The 15,920-nt window shown below is 60.5% G+C and carries 12 protein-coding genes and 1 tRNA gene; 5 read left to right on the forward strand and 8 right to left on the reverse strand.

Going from position 1 to position 15,920, the window contains the following annotated elements; all coding sequences use genetic code 11:
- The coding region (locus VL003_RS02380) for a cation-translocating P-type ATPase (protein ID WP_325439205.1) at positions 1-1,420 on the forward strand (1,420 nt) is incomplete at its 5' end.
- On the opposite strand, the gene glgP is transcribed toward VL003_RS02380, so the two are convergent.
- A complete protein-coding gene (glgP, locus tag VL003_RS02385) occupies positions 1,405-3,054 on the reverse strand; it encodes an alpha-glucan family phosphorylase (RefSeq protein WP_325439207.1) in 1,650 nt (549 codons plus the stop codon). The two genes, VL003_RS02380 and glgP, sit on opposite strands and share 16 nt — an antisense overlap.
- A gap of 150 nt (positions 3,055-3,204) precedes the next feature.
- On the opposite strand from glgP, the gene VL003_RS02390 reads away from it, so the two are divergent.
- From VL003_RS02390 to VL003_RS02405, 4 genes are all read left to right on the forward strand, one after another.
- Positions 3,205-3,507: a PepSY domain-containing protein gene (locus VL003_RS02390; RefSeq protein ID WP_325439209.1), complete on the forward strand. Its 303-nt coding sequence runs from the start codon at positions 3,205-3,207 to the stop codon at positions 3,505-3,507.
- 121 nt (positions 3,508-3,628) lie between these two features.
- On the forward strand, positions 3,629-4,108 hold the full coding sequence (locus VL003_RS02395; protein WP_325439211.1) for a DUF2271 domain-containing protein: 480 nt from the start codon (positions 3,629-3,631) through the stop codon (positions 4,106-4,108).
- 13 nt (positions 4,109-4,121) lie between these two features.
- Positions 4,122-6,326 carry a PepSY domain-containing protein gene (locus VL003_RS02400; RefSeq protein ID WP_325439213.1) on the forward strand — a complete coding sequence of 735 codons (2,205 nt, stop codon included), beginning with the start codon at positions 4,122-4,124 and terminating at the stop codon, positions 6,324-6,326.
- Positions 6,307-7,287, forward strand: a complete 981-nt coding sequence (locus VL003_RS02405; protein ID WP_325439215.1) for an FAD:protein FMN transferase — start codon at positions 6,307-6,309, stop codon at positions 7,285-7,287. Before VL003_RS02400 ends, VL003_RS02405 begins: the two co-directional genes overlap by 20 nt.
- 81 nt (positions 7,288-7,368) lie before the next feature.
- Here VL003_RS02405 and VL003_RS02410 read toward each other — a convergent pair.
- The 7 genes from VL003_RS02410 to VL003_RS02440 all read right to left on the reverse strand — a co-directional run.
- A tRNA-Leu gene (locus tag VL003_RS02410) sits at positions 7,369-7,453 on the reverse strand.
- Between the two features lie 98 nt (positions 7,454-7,551).
- Positions 7,552-8,031, reverse strand: a complete 480-nt coding sequence (gene secG / locus VL003_RS02415; RefSeq protein ID WP_325439217.1) for a preprotein translocase subunit SecG — start codon at positions 8,029-8,031, stop codon at positions 7,552-7,554.
- 18 nt (positions 8,032-8,049) lie between these two features.
- Positions 8,050-8,802 (reverse strand): triose-phosphate isomerase, encoded by a 753-nt coding sequence (tpiA, locus tag VL003_RS02420; RefSeq protein ID WP_325439219.1) that lies wholly within the window; start codon positions 8,800-8,802, stop codon positions 8,050-8,052.
- A 180-nt stretch (positions 8,803-8,982) separates the two neighbouring features.
- On the reverse strand, positions 8,983-9,960 hold the full coding sequence (locus VL003_RS02425) for an NAD(P)H-quinone oxidoreductase (RefSeq protein WP_325439221.1): 978 nt from the start codon (positions 9,958-9,960) through the stop codon (positions 8,983-8,985).
- Positions 9,961-10,068: 108 nt separating this feature from the next.
- Positions 10,069-13,518: a cellulose synthase complex outer membrane protein BcsC gene (bcsC, locus tag VL003_RS02430; protein WP_325439223.1), complete on the reverse strand. Its 3,450-nt coding sequence runs from the start codon at positions 13,516-13,518 to the stop codon at positions 10,069-10,071.
- Positions 13,519-13,550: 32 nt separating this feature from the next.
- Positions 13,551-14,663 (reverse strand): cellulose synthase complex periplasmic endoglucanase BcsZ, encoded by a 1,113-nt coding sequence (gene bcsZ, locus VL003_RS02435; RefSeq protein ID WP_325439225.1) that lies wholly within the window; start codon positions 14,661-14,663, stop codon positions 13,551-13,553.
- The coding region (locus VL003_RS02440; protein ID WP_325439227.1) for a cellulose biosynthesis cyclic di-GMP-binding regulatory protein BcsB at positions 14,653-15,920 on the reverse strand (1,268 nt) is incomplete at its 5' end. The genes VL003_RS02440 and bcsZ, both read right to left, overlap by 11 nt.

Raw genomic sequence — 15,920 nt, forward strand, 5'->3', positions numbered from 1 at the left:
TGCTCGCGACACATTCGCCCCCGCCGACTCCCCCAGCACTCCTCTCCTTCACAGCTATGGGCTGCGGCCCGATCTGTTGGCAATGTCCAATATATGGGAGGACGGCCCGATGCTGACAATCTGCGCCAAGGGGGCGCCTGAAGCGATTGTCGCCCTGTGCCGCTTGCCGGACGATGCCCGGCAGAAAGTACTGAAGGCTGTCGAAGAGATGGCTGCGCGCGGGATACGCGTGCTCGCCGTGGCGAGGTCAACTGCGCCCGACCGCCAGTGGGCGGATTCTCAAGTCGGCTACCACTATATATTGACCGGCCTGGTCGGCCTGGCCGACCCGATACGTGCCAGTGTGCCCGGCGCCATCGCCGAATGCCACCGGGCCGGGATTCGTGTCGTGATGGTTACTGGCGACTATGCCGCCACAGCCCGATCCATCGCATCGCAAGCCGGCATCAAGGAAGGCGAGGTACTGACCGGAAGCGATCTGGAAGCGCTCGATGACGAGCAGGTCGCAGAACGCCTGAAGAGGGTGACGGTATTTGCGCGAATCATGCCTCAACAGAAATTGCGAATCGTTCAGGCATTCAAGGCAGGCGGAGAAATCGTTGCGATGACCGGCGATGGCGTCAACGACGCGCCGTCACTCAAGGCTGCGCATATCGGCATTGCCATGGGAGGCCGGGGGACGGATGTCGCGCGTGAGGCTTCTGCCCTGGTGCTGCTTAACGACGATTTTGCCGCAGTCGTGCAGTCTGCGCGGCTGGGGCGACGAATCTACGACAATATCCGCAAGGCCATGGCGTTTATTTTCGCCGTGCATGTGCCCATTGCGGGGCTGGCTCTTCTGCCGCTGTTCTTGGGCCTACCCGTCTTGCTGGGGCCCATTCATATCGCCTTGCTTGAAATGGTCATCGACCCGGTTTGCGCGCTTGTGTTCGAAGCCGAGCGTTCCGAGGACGATGTCATGGAGCGGCCCCCACGCGACCCGGCTGAACGCATGTTCTCGCCCCCTCTGCTGGCCTGGAGCATTATGCAAGGCGGCATTGCCTTCGCAATGCTGGCGGCCGTTTTTCTTGCAAAAACCTGGGCGGGCGTACCCGAAGTCGAAGTTCGGGCGCTGATTTTCTTCGGTCTCGTAGCCCAGATTGCGGCGCTGATTCTCGTGAATCGCTCGTTCGGCCCATCGCTACGCGATGCCTTTCTGCGTAAGAACTCAGCCCTGGCGTATGTCGTGGCGGCGGTGACTACCGTGACAGGGCTGGTTCTGTTACTGCCGCGGGCCCAGGAGCTTCTTATGTTCGGCTTGATTACCTGGAACGACATGCTCCTGGCTCTGGGCCTGGGAGTCGGGCTGCTTTTGATCCTGGAGGGGTATAAGTACCTGATGAGCCCCAGTCGCCCGAAAACCCGTCAGTTCAGCAGATAAGCTTCCGCGGCGTAGTGGCGCATCATTCGATGACTGTTGAAGAAGTTCGCATTGCGTCCGATTGCACCTTTCATTAATTGCACCCAGCCTTCCCGGTTGTCGTGCCACAGCGGCAACACGAGGCCTTCCAGTTTCTGATACAGGCTGGCTGCATGGGTGTCGTCGCCGGCCTGGCTGTCGGTGCCAATGGCCCAGCCGGTGACCCCTTCAATGCAGCCCTCAAGCCACCAGCCGTCCAGGACGCTGAGGTTGGGCACGCCATTGAATGCGGCCTTCATGCCGCTTGTGCCCGACGCTTCTTGCGGCGGCATCGGGGTGTTGAGCCATACGTCCGAACCCGAGACCATCGCCAGCGCAATGTTCATATCGTAGTTCTGAATGAATGCAACCTTTATGGTGTCTGCAAGCACTACCGCATGCTGGTGCAATTGCTCAATGATGCGCTTGCCTTCCTGATCATTGGGGTGCGCCTTTCCGGCAATGACAATTTGGAATGGATGGATTCTGGCAATGCGCCTCAGACGCTCCAGGTCCGTGAAAAGAAGCGTAGCGCGTTTATAGGCGGTCATGCGGCGGGCAAAACCGACAATAGGCACGTCTTCATCCAGAGGGGGGCCTCCCCTGTCCTGCACAAGACCGATCAAGGCCCTCTTTGCCGACACATGAGCATCCCACAGCTCTTGGGCAGGGATGATCTCGGCATGCATCAATAAGTCGGGACGATGATGCCAGCCAGAACAATGTCGGTCATAGAGCCTGCGCATGGGCTCACTGGTCCAGGTCAGTGGATGTACGCCGTTGGTCACCGCCTGGACCTTATATTCGGGGTACAAACGCTGCGACACATCGGCGTGCCGAAGTGCGACGCCGTTGACGTAATCGGCCATGGAAAGCGCCAGGCGGGTCATGTTCAGGCTTTCTGTGCCCGCGAGGTTTTGAAGGCGTTTTTTTGGGCAGTAATCGGTCAGCACCTGCCGTACCAGTGAATACGGAAACCGGTCGTGGCCGGCGTCGACCGGCGTGTGGGTGGTGAAGACTCGCCGGGCCGACTCGCCGCAACGTTGTGATTCGAGCCCAAGAAAGGCCGAGTGCCCTTCATTCATGTGGTAGCAACGCACCCGGATCGACAGCGCGCGCAACATTCGTACGCCGCCAATGCCAAGAACTGCCTCTTGCTTAAGCCGGTACATTTGATCCCCGCCGTAGAGGTAGCTCGTGAGAATGCGATCTTCGAGGCGGTTTTCGAGCATGTCCGTATCAAGCAGTATTACCGGGACGGAGCTTTCCTGATGGCCGGCCACTTGGTACAGCCACCCGCCTATCCAGACCGGCCTGTTTTCAAGATTGATGAGCACTTTGGTTCCAAGGCGTTGCGCATACGCGCTGACTTGCCACGCATCAGGCAACTCAAGCTGCTGACCAGAGCCCTGTATCACCTGCTTGAAATAGCCCGCATGGCTGACAAGCGTGACACCTATCACTGGTAGCTCGAGATCGGCTGCTGAGCGCACCACGTCGCCTGCCAACACTCCCAGCCCGCCCGCGTAGGTGGACATCCCGGATTCCAGGGCCATTTCCATAGAAAAATAGGCGACACGCGGGTTGTCGTCGAATCTCAACGCATGCTCTGCCATACTGGTTGCTCCCTGTCCACTTCGCCCGACCTTCCGGAGCGGAACGAGCATGAATGTGCTTAGAATAAGTTTTTTTGATCTAACGCATTTCCCGTGCAAGTTTTTTGATCTATAACTTGCTCATTGGTTCTAGTTTGCTAGGTAAAGGCAATGAATCATCGATACCTGTTCAGATTGATGTTCCTGACCCTTGCCATGGCATTGGGCGGCCCACCGGCACTGGCCAAAGACGACTGCCAGGTCCCGATCGAACGATGGCAGCCGCGTGAGGCGGTGCTACAGGCTGCGGCTCAGCGCGGCTGGCACGTTGAACGGCTAAAAATAGACGATGGCTGCTACGAAATTCGAGGCACCGATGCCGAGGGATTTTCATTCAAAGCCAAGCTTGACCCGCAAACGCTGCAGACGGTCGAGTACAAACGACGCAAACCCGACCGAAAACGAGACGACTAACCCAGACAGTATCCTGCATTTACGAGCCGCACCGATACCAGTGTCAATTTTCCTTCCGCTTGCCGGGAACAGTGCGTTTCTCGACCCGACACCTTAAGTACCCTGAATGGGAGACAACGTGATGAACAAACCCCTAACCCTAACCGCCCTGGTGGCTGTCGGCGCACTTGCTTACCCTGCATTGGGGCAAAGTCGTGAGGTCACACTGAATGCACAGCTCAAAAATTACGGCGGCGACGGCGCCTACCTGGCACTGTACCTAACCGATGCGCAGGGCGCTTACGCGAAAACGCTGTGGGTGGCCGGCGGAAAGGCCAAGTACTACAAACACCTGCGTGACTGGAACCGGCTTTCGGCGGCTGACAAAAAAAGACTGACTGGCGTAACGGGCGCAAGCGTCGGTGCAGGCCGCTCGCTTACCGTAACGGCTGATCTGGCCGACGCATTGATTGACGCCGGCTACGAAATTCGCATCGATGCCGCGGCAGAGGACATGCGAGAGAGCCCATCAGAACTTCGCGTGCCTTTGACCACTGCCGGTGCGGGTCAATCGCAGGCCGGCAAGCAATACATCGAATCACTGACCTACCAGTTGAAATAAAAAAACACACATCATGGGCTGGAAACCGATCCATCTCTGGCTGGGGCTGTTCGCGGGCACGTTAGCCCTTGTGCTCGGACTAACCGGAAGCTTGCTGGCCATCGACCCAGTGTCGCACGCATTGCAGGCTCCCGCCAAAAATGAGATCTCGGTAGCGGAACTCGTGCAACGCGTCTCGGACCACCTATCAGGTGTCGAACAAATCCGGCGTCTGCCTTCGGGCACAATCGTTGTGTATTCCTTTGACGGCGACCAGGCACGCGCCGACCGCATCGACCCGAGCGACGGCAGTGTGCTGGGCTCTTATCAGCCCTCCGCGCTGCCACGCTGGGTCAAGAACCTGCATCGCACCCTGCTGCTGGGAGACGCCGGTCGCTGGGGCGCAGCAACCATCGGGCTGGCGATGCTGTTCATCAGTATTTCCGGTCTGATCCTACTGCTCAGACGCATGGGCGGATGGCGCCGAATAGGCGGGCGTGTGCGCGGTACGTTGGCACAAAGAATCCACGTGTTGACTGGTCGTGTGTTGCTGGCAGTGCTACTGGTCACGTCGGTCACCTCGCTCTACATGAGCGCCACCACCCTCGGCCTGATCGAACTCGACAGCCGGCCGGACCCCAACGTCATTTCGACCGTGACCGGCGGGGCCGAATTGCCGGCAGCGCAATTGCCGGCGCTTCAGAACCAGGCGTTGCCTGACTTGAGCAAACTCAGTTTCCCCGATCCTCAAGATCCCGAATCCGTCTGGGAGATCGCCACCGCAGGGGGCGAAGGCTGGATTGACCGCTATTCGGGTGAAATGCTGCTCTGGCGCGACATTGGGCGGGCGCAGCGCATCTATGACTGGGCTTTGTTGCTGCATACCGGCGAAGGCGCTTGGCCGTGGGCGTTGGTGCTTGGCCTTACCGGCGCCGCCATCCTGCTGTTCTGGCTTTCGGGCATTGTTATTTGGCGGCAAGCACACCAAAATCGGCCCCGCATTGCGGCCAACAGTCCACTTGGCGAGGCCCAGACACTGATCTTCGTGGCCAGTGAAAGCGGCAGCACCTGGGCGTTTGCCGAAGCCCTTCACCGCGCATTGGTGGCTGGGGGTCATCGGGTACACAGTGCGCCTTTGGAGCAATTCCAGATCGGGCCGGCAACCCGCCGGGTGTTCGTGCTGGCGGCTACCTACGGCGACGGCCAGGCACCTGCACACGCCGGCAATGCCTTGTCGCGCATTGCGCAGCAACAGGCTCAAGATATTCCGGTTACTGTGCTTGGTTTTGGCGACAGGCAGTTTCCCGCGTTCTGCGCCTTCGCCGAAGATATCGACCGGCTTCTGCGCCGGCAAGGCTGGCCTGAATTGCTTCCCCTTGAACGAATCCACCAGCAATCCGCACAGCAGTTCGCGCTCTGGATCGAGGCGCTCTCCACGGCATTGGACGAGCCGCTGACGATCGACTACCGACCACGTGTGCCACGCACCACGGCGCTGCGACTGGTCGCCCGCCGAGAATACCAGGGTCGCGACGGTCAACAGGCGGCCATTCTGCATTTCGAATGGCCCGCGCAAAGTGGCTGGCAGCGCATACTGGGCCGTGGCCTCGGTCAATTCACCGCCGGCGATTTGATCGGCATCGTACCGCCGGGCTCCGCCGTGCCGCGCTATTACTCTCTGGCCTCGGGAAGCAAAGACGGCTTTGTCGAAATTTGCGTGCGCCGCGTGCCCGAAGGCCTGTGCTCGAATTACCTGCTCGACATGCAGTTGGGCGGTGAAATTCCCGCCTTCATTCGCACGAACCCAAGCTTTGCCTTGCCACGTAGCCGTCGGCCGGTGTTGCTGATCGGCGCTGGTACCGGTGTGGCCCCACTGGCGGGCTTCATTCGGCGAAATGACCGGCATGTGCAAATGCACTTGTGGTTCGGCACGCGCGACCCAGCTTGCGACTATTACTTCGGCTCCGAAATCGAACGTTGGCGCGATGAAGGTCGTGTGACCAGCGTGCAAACCACATTTTCACGTGTACCCGAGGGCGGCGGCTACGTGCAGGATGCGCTGCGGCGCGACGCTGGACGCGTGCGAGAGCTGCTCGCCAAGGGCGCGTTGGTGCGTGTCTGCGGCAGCCGCCCCATGGCGCACAGCGTAGTTCAGGTGCTTGACGACATTCTGGGCGACATGGGGCTTAGCGTGGCCAAACTCAAGCAGCGCGAAAGGTATGCCGAAGACCTGTTCTGAATTTCGCCGCCTGACATTGCACGGCCCCACAATGGGTACGCGCTGGTCGGTGACCTGTGACGCGGAATCCGGCATGGACGCCCAATCCCTGCATCAGGCCCTGGCCGCGTCGGTGCTGCGGGTGGATAGTCAGATGTCACCCTGGCTGCCCTGCAGCGACCTCAACCGTCTCAATCAAGCCCCCCTTGGCGCATGGCTTGAACTGCCTCCTGAGATCATTGAAGTGCTGGCTTGTGCGTTGGAATGTGCACGTCTTAGCCGAGGTGCTTTCGACCCCGCCGTTGGCGCGCTGGTGGACGCCTGGGGCTTCGGGGCGGCCCGCACAGCACCCGACGCTGATTCAATTCGAGCAGCCGCCACGGCAGCGCACCCGTCCACGCACCAGTCGATAGAGCTTGATTTGGCCGCAGACCGCGTCCGCAAGCACGCTTCGATACGGTTGGATCTGTGCGGCATCGCCAAAGGCTATGCCGTCGACCGCATGATCGCCGCCTTGCAAACACACGGCATTAAACATGCGCTGGCGGCGCTTGATGGTGAGCTGCGGGCTTTGGGTAGTCAACGGGACGGCGCCCCGTGGGCTATCGCCATAGAGAGCCCCGAAACCGGTCGACGCGCGGTGCATAGCGTGATCGAGCTGCAGGATCTGGCGGTGGCCACCTCTGGTAACTACAGGCGCTACTGGGACATTGGCGATGCACGTGTTGCACACACTATGGATGTGCGTCCCGGCGCTCGCATGGGCCCTGTGCGCAACGATGTCACATCCGTCACAGTGTTGGCAGATACAGGGATGCAGGCCGATGCCTGGGCCACTGCACTGCTGGTAGCAGGCCCGGGCGAAGGCCTGGCACTGGCGCAACGCATGGGTCTGGAAGCCCTGTGGCTGCTACGCCGCAACAACGCCCCTGTAACGGTTGGCGTAGGCCGCTTTGCCCCTGAATGCAAAAAACCCGCATAAAGCGGGTTTCAGACTTATACCGGTTTAATCGGGTTTAATCGGGTTTAAATCCCTAACCAGGTATTTTCAACTTTTAAACCTTGGTGCCGACGGCGAGACTCGAACTCGCACAGCTCTCGCCACTACCCCCTCAAGATAGCGTGTCTACCAATTCCACCACGTCGGCAACTGCAAAGAGCGCTAGTTTAGCACGTTTTTTCGCGTCAAACACAAAGGGCGCTGCAATTTAGTGGCAGGCCCGCCTGCCGGGCCAATGTCCGGGCGCTAGTTGGCCGCTGCCGGCTCGGCCGGTGCGGCAGGCACCGAGGGCACAGAAGCATTGCCCGCCGGGGCTGCCGCATTGCCTTCAGAAACTGCTGGCGCAGCACTGCCCGAAACACCAGGAACCGCACTACCCGCGGCGCCTGGAACAGCGCTACCGGGAACACCGGGAACGGCGCTACCGGAAGCCGGGGGCGGCGCCTGGTAATCTTGCATCAGGCCGCCGTCCAGAATGGAATCGCCGGTGCGGTGCGCCGTGTACGCCAGGCCGATGGTCGACAGAAAAAAGATAATTGCGGCCCATTTGGTCATTCGCGACAGGAAGTTCGCTGCGCCCGAAGCACCAAACAAACTGCCCGCCGAGCCGCTGCCAAAGGCCGAACCCATTTCAGACCCCTTGCCCTGCTGCAGCAGCACAAGCACGATGATGCTAAGCGATGCAATAACCTGAATCGCCAAAAGTAAAGGTGACAACCAATTCATTTAAAAAGACTCCGAAGCCTATGCGGCCGCAATACGTAAAAATTCATCTGCCACGAGCGAAGCACCGCCCACCAGCGCACCGTCAATGTCGGGCATTGCAAACAGGCTGGCGGCATTGTCGGCCTTGACGCTTCCGCCGTACAGCACGCGCACCGCCGACGCACCCACTGTGTTCAGCATGGCGCGTATGGCGGCGTGCACTTCTTGCGCCTGGCCGGGGGTTGCCGTACGGCCGGTGCCAATTGCCCAGACCGGCTCGTAGGCCACCACCAATTTAGATACCGACTGCTCACCCAAGGCCAGCACCGGCTCGAGCTGGCGGCCAATGACCTCGAGCGTTTGCCCGGCTTCTTGCTGTTCAAGCGTTTCACCCACACAAACCACAGGAGTTAGCCCGGCAGCCAGGGCCGCTTTGGCCTTGGCTGCAACAAGCGCGTCGGTTTCACCATGCATGGCGCGACGCTCGGAGTGGCCGACCAACACCCAGGTACACGCAAACTCACGAAGCATGCCGGCCGAGACTTCGCCCGTGTAGGCACCGCGCTCGTGGGCGCTGATGTCTTGCGCCCCCCACGAGATGGAGCTTTCTTTAAGCAGCAAACGGGCCTGCTCCAGATAAGGAAAGGGAACGCACACGGCAAGCGTGCAATAGTCGGCCAAAATGCCGGCGCCGGCGCGCAGGTCGGTCAGCAACTGGGCGTTGGCCTCGAGCCCGCCATGCATCTTCCAGTTACCCATGACCAAACGCTTGCGAAAAGAAGCTGTATTCATTGGTTCCAAATGCCGTATTTGCCCGCGCAAACACCCCTGAGGCAGGCAATAGACAAAAATCGAGTTAACCGGGCATTGTATCGTGTTACGGCGGTAACTTCCAATGTCGACGGTATGATGGGTCGGCGAAAAGCCGCCGACCCAGGTGGATGAACGGCTACGGTGGCCGTTGCCCCCGTATTACACTGTAAGAACGAGCTTGCCGATCTGTTCGCCCGCTTCCATCATGGCGTGGGCATCGCAGGCCCGATCCAGCGGGAAGGTCTGATGAACTATGGGCTTGATGCGTCCGGACTCGAGCAAGGGCCAGACGTGACGCTGCAGCGATTGCGCAATATCGGCCTTGAACTCGACCGGGCGCGGGCGCAAGGTGGATCCGGTAATGGTCAGGCGACGGCGCAAAACCTGGCCACAATCTATGGTGGCCTTGGTGCCACCCAACACTGCAATGATTACAATGCGCCCTTCGTCGGCCAGGCATTTAAGATCGCGGTCAATATAGTCGCCCGCCACCATGTCCAAAATAACGTTCACGCCCTTTTTATCGGTGGCGCGCCGTATTTCTTCCACGAAATCTTGTGTGCGGTAATTAATGCCCAGCACCGCACCCAGTTTTTCCGCGGCGCGGGCGCGCTCGTCGCTGCCCGCCGTAGCGTACACCTGATTGCCCATGGCGGTAGCCAGTTGAATGGCTGTGGTGCCGATACCGCTGGCCCCGCCATGCACCAGCAGCGACTCGCCCTGAGCCAAACGGCCGCGATCGAACACATTGCTCCAAACCGTGAAGTAGGTTTCAGGCAGCCCCGCCGCCTCGATTTCGGTCAGGCCCTTGGGTATGGGCAAGCACTGCGCAGCCGGGGCGACTACATATTCGGCGTATCCGCCCCCGGAAACCAGGGCGCACACCTTGTCGCCCATGACAAACCCTGCTGCAGCTGGGTCGCCCGCCACGATTTCGCCGGCCACCTCCAGGCCAGGAAGGTCGGACGCACCAGGAGGCGGTGGGTAGGCGCCCTGGCGTTGCAACACATCGGGCCGATTGACGCCGGCAGCGGAAACCTTGATCAAGACTTCGCCTGCCCCGGGCTCGGGCATTGGGCGCTCGACCGGAACCAAAACCTCGGGACCGCCCGCTTTCGTAATTTCCACCGCTTTCATAATGACTCCTGTTGATGATCTTCGCGAATACCCACAAGGTGGGTCGGCTCGCATCGCAGGCAGTATTATCGCCCATACAAAGCGCCCCAACCAAAGCTGCCCAAAGGCTTACTTGAAATCGGCATAAGGAATCATGGGACTGGGCGCAAGCGGCAGATCGCCTTGCCAGGCCTTGAAGGCATAGCGCAGGTACAACATGAAACGGCTGGGTGAATAGTCTTTGCTTCGACGAAAGTCGATACCCGCCCCCAGCACCCAGTGATCGCTCAAGCGGCGTTCGACAAAGCCTGCAATACGATAACCGGTGCCGCTGCTGCGACTGGTGTCCGACTCGCTGACACTACGCGCAAATGACCGCGACACCGAGCCCTCGAGCAAGAAGGACCAGTCGGCGGTACGCCGCGCATAACTGATGGGCAGCGACACCGAGGCATAGCGTTGCGGGCTGTAGTAGCCGCCCTGCCCTAGCGAATAATCACCCAGATCTTTGTTATAGCGCCAATACATCAGATTGACCCCCACCGACAGCATTTCATTGTTCTTGTTAATAAGGCGCCGGTAATACCCGCCCATAAGACGGGTTCTATGGTTGTCGGCCACATTTTTACCCGTCAGCCGATGATGGCTGATGTCGGCCCAGACCCCATTTTCCTGGCCTTGATCCCAGCTTAGGCTCAGCGCCCCGCCAGTCGCCATGACGCCACCCCATTCGACTCCGGTGGACGGGTCGCGCGCGCCCGCAAACGACAGCAGGGAATTGGACAGAGGCCGCCTCGAAGCCGTCAGGCGCCAGCCGGTTGTTCCCAGCTTGCCCGCATAGCTGATTCCGCCTGTCCAATTGGTAACCGCGAAACCCAGGGGCGTCGTACCCACATCGAACGATAAGCGGTCGTCACTCCAGCCCACAGCCAGACTCGTTCCTGTGGCACGCTGCCTGAGCCCATTTGAGCAGGCGGGCGCAGACTGCCAGCCGGCTGGCGTCGTGGAAGCCGCAAACGAACAGCTACCGAATTCGCCGCGATATACACCGTCGGCATCCGCCTCTAATGTGCCGGCGTCCATGCGAACATGGTCTGCGCGAAAAAAGCCCTTGCCCTGCAGCACGGGATAATCCAGCTGCATCATTGTGGTGTCGGCCTGCAGTCGCGACAAGCCGGGCGTGCCGTCGCGCCGCCACCAACGATCATTATGTACGGTCAGCGTCGGATTCCGGCGCTCGTAGAGCTCTTGCGCTTCACGGCGCACACCGCGTTCGAACCAGCCGTCGTCATCTTGATTACGCATGGCGCGGGTAAACGCCGCGTCATCGCGCCGGTACTGCAGCGCCTGAGCCGGCAGCATATCAGCGTCGTGCATGGCCCGGGCATACAGGTCAAGCGCCTGCTGCGGATCTGTACTTTGCGTAAGGCGCGCAAGATCCCGATGGAGCAAGGGCTCGCGTGCCGTCACGGTCGTCTGGGCCGAACGCTGCTGAAGAATATCGCGCGCCCGGTCGCTACGGCCCAACGCAACCCATAAGTCGGCGACGCGCCGATGGGCATGGGTAGACTCATTCTGAAAATCAAAGTCTGATCGGGATAAAGCCGCTTGAACCGAAGCCGACTTACCCTGAGCCAGCCACACCTCCATTTGCCCCAGACGCGCATCAAAGTGGGCACCGTCCATGCGCAGAACGGCGTTGTAATTGGCCAGGGCTTTGGGGTAATCGCCATCGTCGTAGGACCAGCGCGCCGCGTACAAACGGGCATCGATGGAGTCGGGCCGCTGCTCCAGCAGCGCAATCGCTTCAGGGGTTTGCCCTGCATCACGATGCGCTTGCGCTCGGGCAAGCAGTTGTGTCTCGACCACGCGCGCCTCCAACTGCGTCATGCGGTCGTCCCATGCGGTTCGGGGCACCGCTGCCAATGTGCTCAAAACCGCCTGCTCTTGCCCCACTGCTGCAAGCAACAAGCCGTGCGCATAATGGCTGGCAGGCGCGCCCTGGTTGCGGCTCAGGTGCGTATCAAAGGCACGCAAGCCTTCGTCGGCACGACCTTGCTCACGCAATGCGCGCGCCAGGCCATAGCTCAACCAGGGGTCGTCCGGGTCCAGTTGCTGGGCCTGCAGCAAAGCCGATTCGGCATCCGCCCACCGCTGCTCTTGGGTCGCCTGCTCGGCCCGCAGTGTCAGCAAGCGCACCGTCAGCTTCCCATGCATGCCCGCCAAGCCCGAGCTTCGGCTGACAGGCAGCTCTTCCAGCAAGGAAAGTGCTTTTTCAGGAGGTTGGCTTTCAAGGTATCGTGCAATACCACGTTGTACGACACCGTCGGATGGATCCAGCCGCAAAGCTTGCCGATAGTAGCGCCAGGCGGCCTCGTCCTGGCCGAGCGCGGCCAGGACGCCGGCCAGGCCAACCGGGGCAAAAGGGCTTTCGGGCTGCAGTGGCAGCGCCTGTCGGTAAAGGGTTTGTGCCCGCGCCCAGTTCCTGGACTCTTCGGCTTGCGAGGCCTGTTCAAGCAGCAGCCAGTACTGGGTAGATTGAATCAAACTGACCCACCGGTAAGTGTGGTCGACCCGGGGCTCTTTTGCTTTGGCCCGCTCAAAGTAGTGCAATGCCTGCCGGCGATTTCCGGCGCGCAGATAAGCCACCCCCAGCGCACCCAGGTAGTCGACGTCATCGGGGTAAGCAGCCACCGCCTGCTGCAGGCGATGCAAGGCTTCGGCCCCCTTGCCCGACTCGATCATTTCAACGCCCTGCCTGCCGGCCTGCCAAGCGGGGTCGGTCAACTTGGCTTCGTACCGTGCCAATTCGGTCCGCCCCCGTGCTCCGGCATCCAGGTCGGCATAGGTTTCAGCAAAATCAGCCCACAGGTCGCGATTTTCAGAACTGATCGGCAAGGTGATTAGGTAGTCGTATTCTCGATTGGCTGCGCTATTGCGAAAGGCATCCAGCCGGGCAAGCCGGCGAAGATACAACCGCGCTTCGTCGGGCCTTGAGTCAGCAAACAACAGAGAGGCGACGGCTGTAAGCATGGGGCCATGACGCGGATAGACTTCTACCAACGACTGCAACTGCTGTATGGCTGCCGCGCGGCGACCCGGCTGCCTAGCGTATAACTGCCAGTACTCCACAGCCAGGTCAGCGGTGGGATATACCCCCTGAAGCAAAGCGTCATAGGTTTCAATCGCTTCATCAACACGCCCTACCGCCGAATAAAGCCGGCCCTGTGTCAAAGCAGCAGCCGCCTCGGGTTTGGTCAGCTTGACCAGTACGGCACCTGTGCGGGCCTCGACTGACTCAGGAGCCACACGCTCCAGCCTGTCGAGCAAGCGCTGGGCCTCGGACTCCCGGCCAAGCCGCGTGGCTATACGCAACTGAGCCAGTATGCCTTGTGGGTGGTTCTCGTGGATCCGCTCCAGCCTGTTTGCCGCGTCCGTTACGACATCGTCGCGATACAGTGTTTCGCCCAAGCGAATCTGTTGCAGCAACAGGGCCTCGCCAGTTTCCATTACCGGAGGGTCGGCGGCGACAGCAGGCTGCGCCGACACAACCGGCGCCAAGCTGTTCACTCCAGCCATGATCAACAGGATTAACCGACACAAGAAAGGCTTCATGGACACCTCCGCCAGGCAGGAATGACGTACCCATTCGCGTCAAAGGCGTAACGCCGTTGATCCCAGGCTGTACCAAACAGGCGCAGGACACCGCTGTAATAGCCCGTTTGCGCCGTAGTGTCCCGGGCGATCCGCAAGCGTTGTTGCTCGCCGAAATCGGTATCACCGAAAAGCGGCAGCAATGCGGCCGAGAATCCGACCGGGCCCCGGCCAGACGCACTTCCGTCCAGAATATCGACCCGCTCGGCGGGTACCCCCCCCACATCGAGATATCGGGGGGCCCGTCGAAAGTGCGCTTTCAGGCGGCGGGCGCCAACCGCCTCGTCATGCAGCATTCCCGTCCATAAATACACACGTACGGCGTTGTAGCTGCCTATTCGTCCGTGGGTGGAGGGCTCGATCTTTCCGTAATGAAGATCGACCCAATCCGGCGCCAGGCCCAATGGAGCCGTTTCAATCAAAAAATTGACCGAGCTTTCAAGCAACTGTGCCCACAATGAGTCAGGCTGCGCCATATGCGCGCGCGCCAAAAGCTGCGGCGGCACATAGCTGGGGTTAAGCCGCAAACTGGTTTCGGAAAGAAAGCCGCGCTTGCCCGGAATGAGTGCCAGGCCGAACGGCGCTGTCAGCCTCACCTCTTCTTTGGCGATACGCTGCAACATCAGGTTGCCCAGAACGGTATAGCTATGCTCTTTCCATAACCGGCCGGCCTCCAACAGAGCGTATGCGATCCACAGGTTGGAATCCGAAGCGGTATTGTTATCAAGCACCCCCCATTCACCGTTGGCATCGCGCCCCCACAACCAGGCCGGCAGATAGGCCGTCAGGTCACCACGGGCAAGGTGACGCTCGGTCCAGCGCAACAGCCTTCGAAACAGCACACGATCGTTATCGACCAGGGCAAAGAACAGTGCATAGCTCTGCCCCTCCGACGTTGTAATTTCCCGGTCATCCGAGGGGTCCACCACCCGGCCCTCGGGGCGGATGAACTCACGCTGGAAAGTGTTCCAGTCCTCCCAAGTGCGCAATTCACACCGCGCGCAGGCCGCGCTGCCCTGCAGCAGCGCCATAGCCAGACCCGCCAATGCGAGGCTTCGCCTAATCCACATGACGCAGGCGCCGACGCGCCACCCGATACAGGCCCATCCAGAGCAGGGTCGACAGTATGACCACGACCAGCAATGAGCCCAGCACAAGGAGCACCGGCTGCTCCGACAGGGCAAACCATAGTTTTTGCCACCAAGGCAGGTAGCCGACGTAATAGTGTGGACCCACCATCTCCGAGGCCACGCCCGACTCGCGGATCAGCACCACCGATCCTCGCATGGCCTCGCGCTTGCCCGAGTCGGCCAGCCCCTCTCGCAACAGCTCGAAGTCTTCGTCTGTTGTGCCCAGCAATGCCACCACACTACGCTGCGGGTGATGGGCTGACTGCATGCCCACCACCGCCGCCATCGGCGCCAATGACTGAACCATGACACGACTGGTGGCTTCGTGCTCGGGCTGCACCCCGGTTGTGTTGAAAACAGCTGCTGCTGTCGCGCCCGCGTATCGTGGCTTTCGGGGTTGGTTCAAAGTGGCTTGCGCATCCAGCAGCAATAAGCGGGCGTCAGGCCGGGCTCTTAGGTTCTCGGGCATCGGGCCGATCAGAAGCACGTCGGCATCAGCCGCCTGCGCCACATTCCAGTCATGAACCACACGAACCCCCAGGGCCGGGTATCCGACCTGGGAGCCGATACCGGCCAGCGTCTCGAACAAGGCGGTTGTCTGCGCCACACTGGGATTGCGCGGCACCACCACAATGGTCTCAGATAGATCCGCCATTTTGCTGAACGGAAACCCGCTTCCGGCGAAGCTTCTCAGGTTCGGCATTTCCAGATAATGATGAAAGCCCGAAAAATCGATGGTCGACTGCTCATCAATGGCGGCGCGCACGTCGGTGGCCACCGCCGGCTGACACGGCTCCCGCTGTGTGTTACCCGAGCCACCGGCAAACGAAAAATCAAACCGAAGCTGATTTTGCCCGCCCAGCTTCAGGGCCGGCATGATCATTCGTTCGCGATCACTGATGTTCTCGCTGCCTCGCACAGCCAGACGCATGCGACTCAACGCTGACGAGCCCTCTTCGGGCCGCAGCAGATAGCTGCCGACAAAACGTCCGTTCAGGCTCAGGCTAAGTCGCGAATCGTCAGCGCTGCGAGGCGAGGAATAGCGATAACGTATTGCTGTCGGAATACCGCTGTTGCGCCACACGAAGAGGTCGGGCGGCAGGCTCATCGACACCAAAACAGGCTTGGGATACAAACCTGACACATCGAGCTGTTCCGGGTACTCCAGCAGCTCTGAAAAGGCGATAGGCCTGTCCA

It is taken from the genome of Pusillimonas sp. (genome assembly GCF_035515275.1).
GTDB lineage: Bacteria > Pseudomonadota > Gammaproteobacteria > Burkholderiales > Burkholderiaceae_B > Pusillimonas.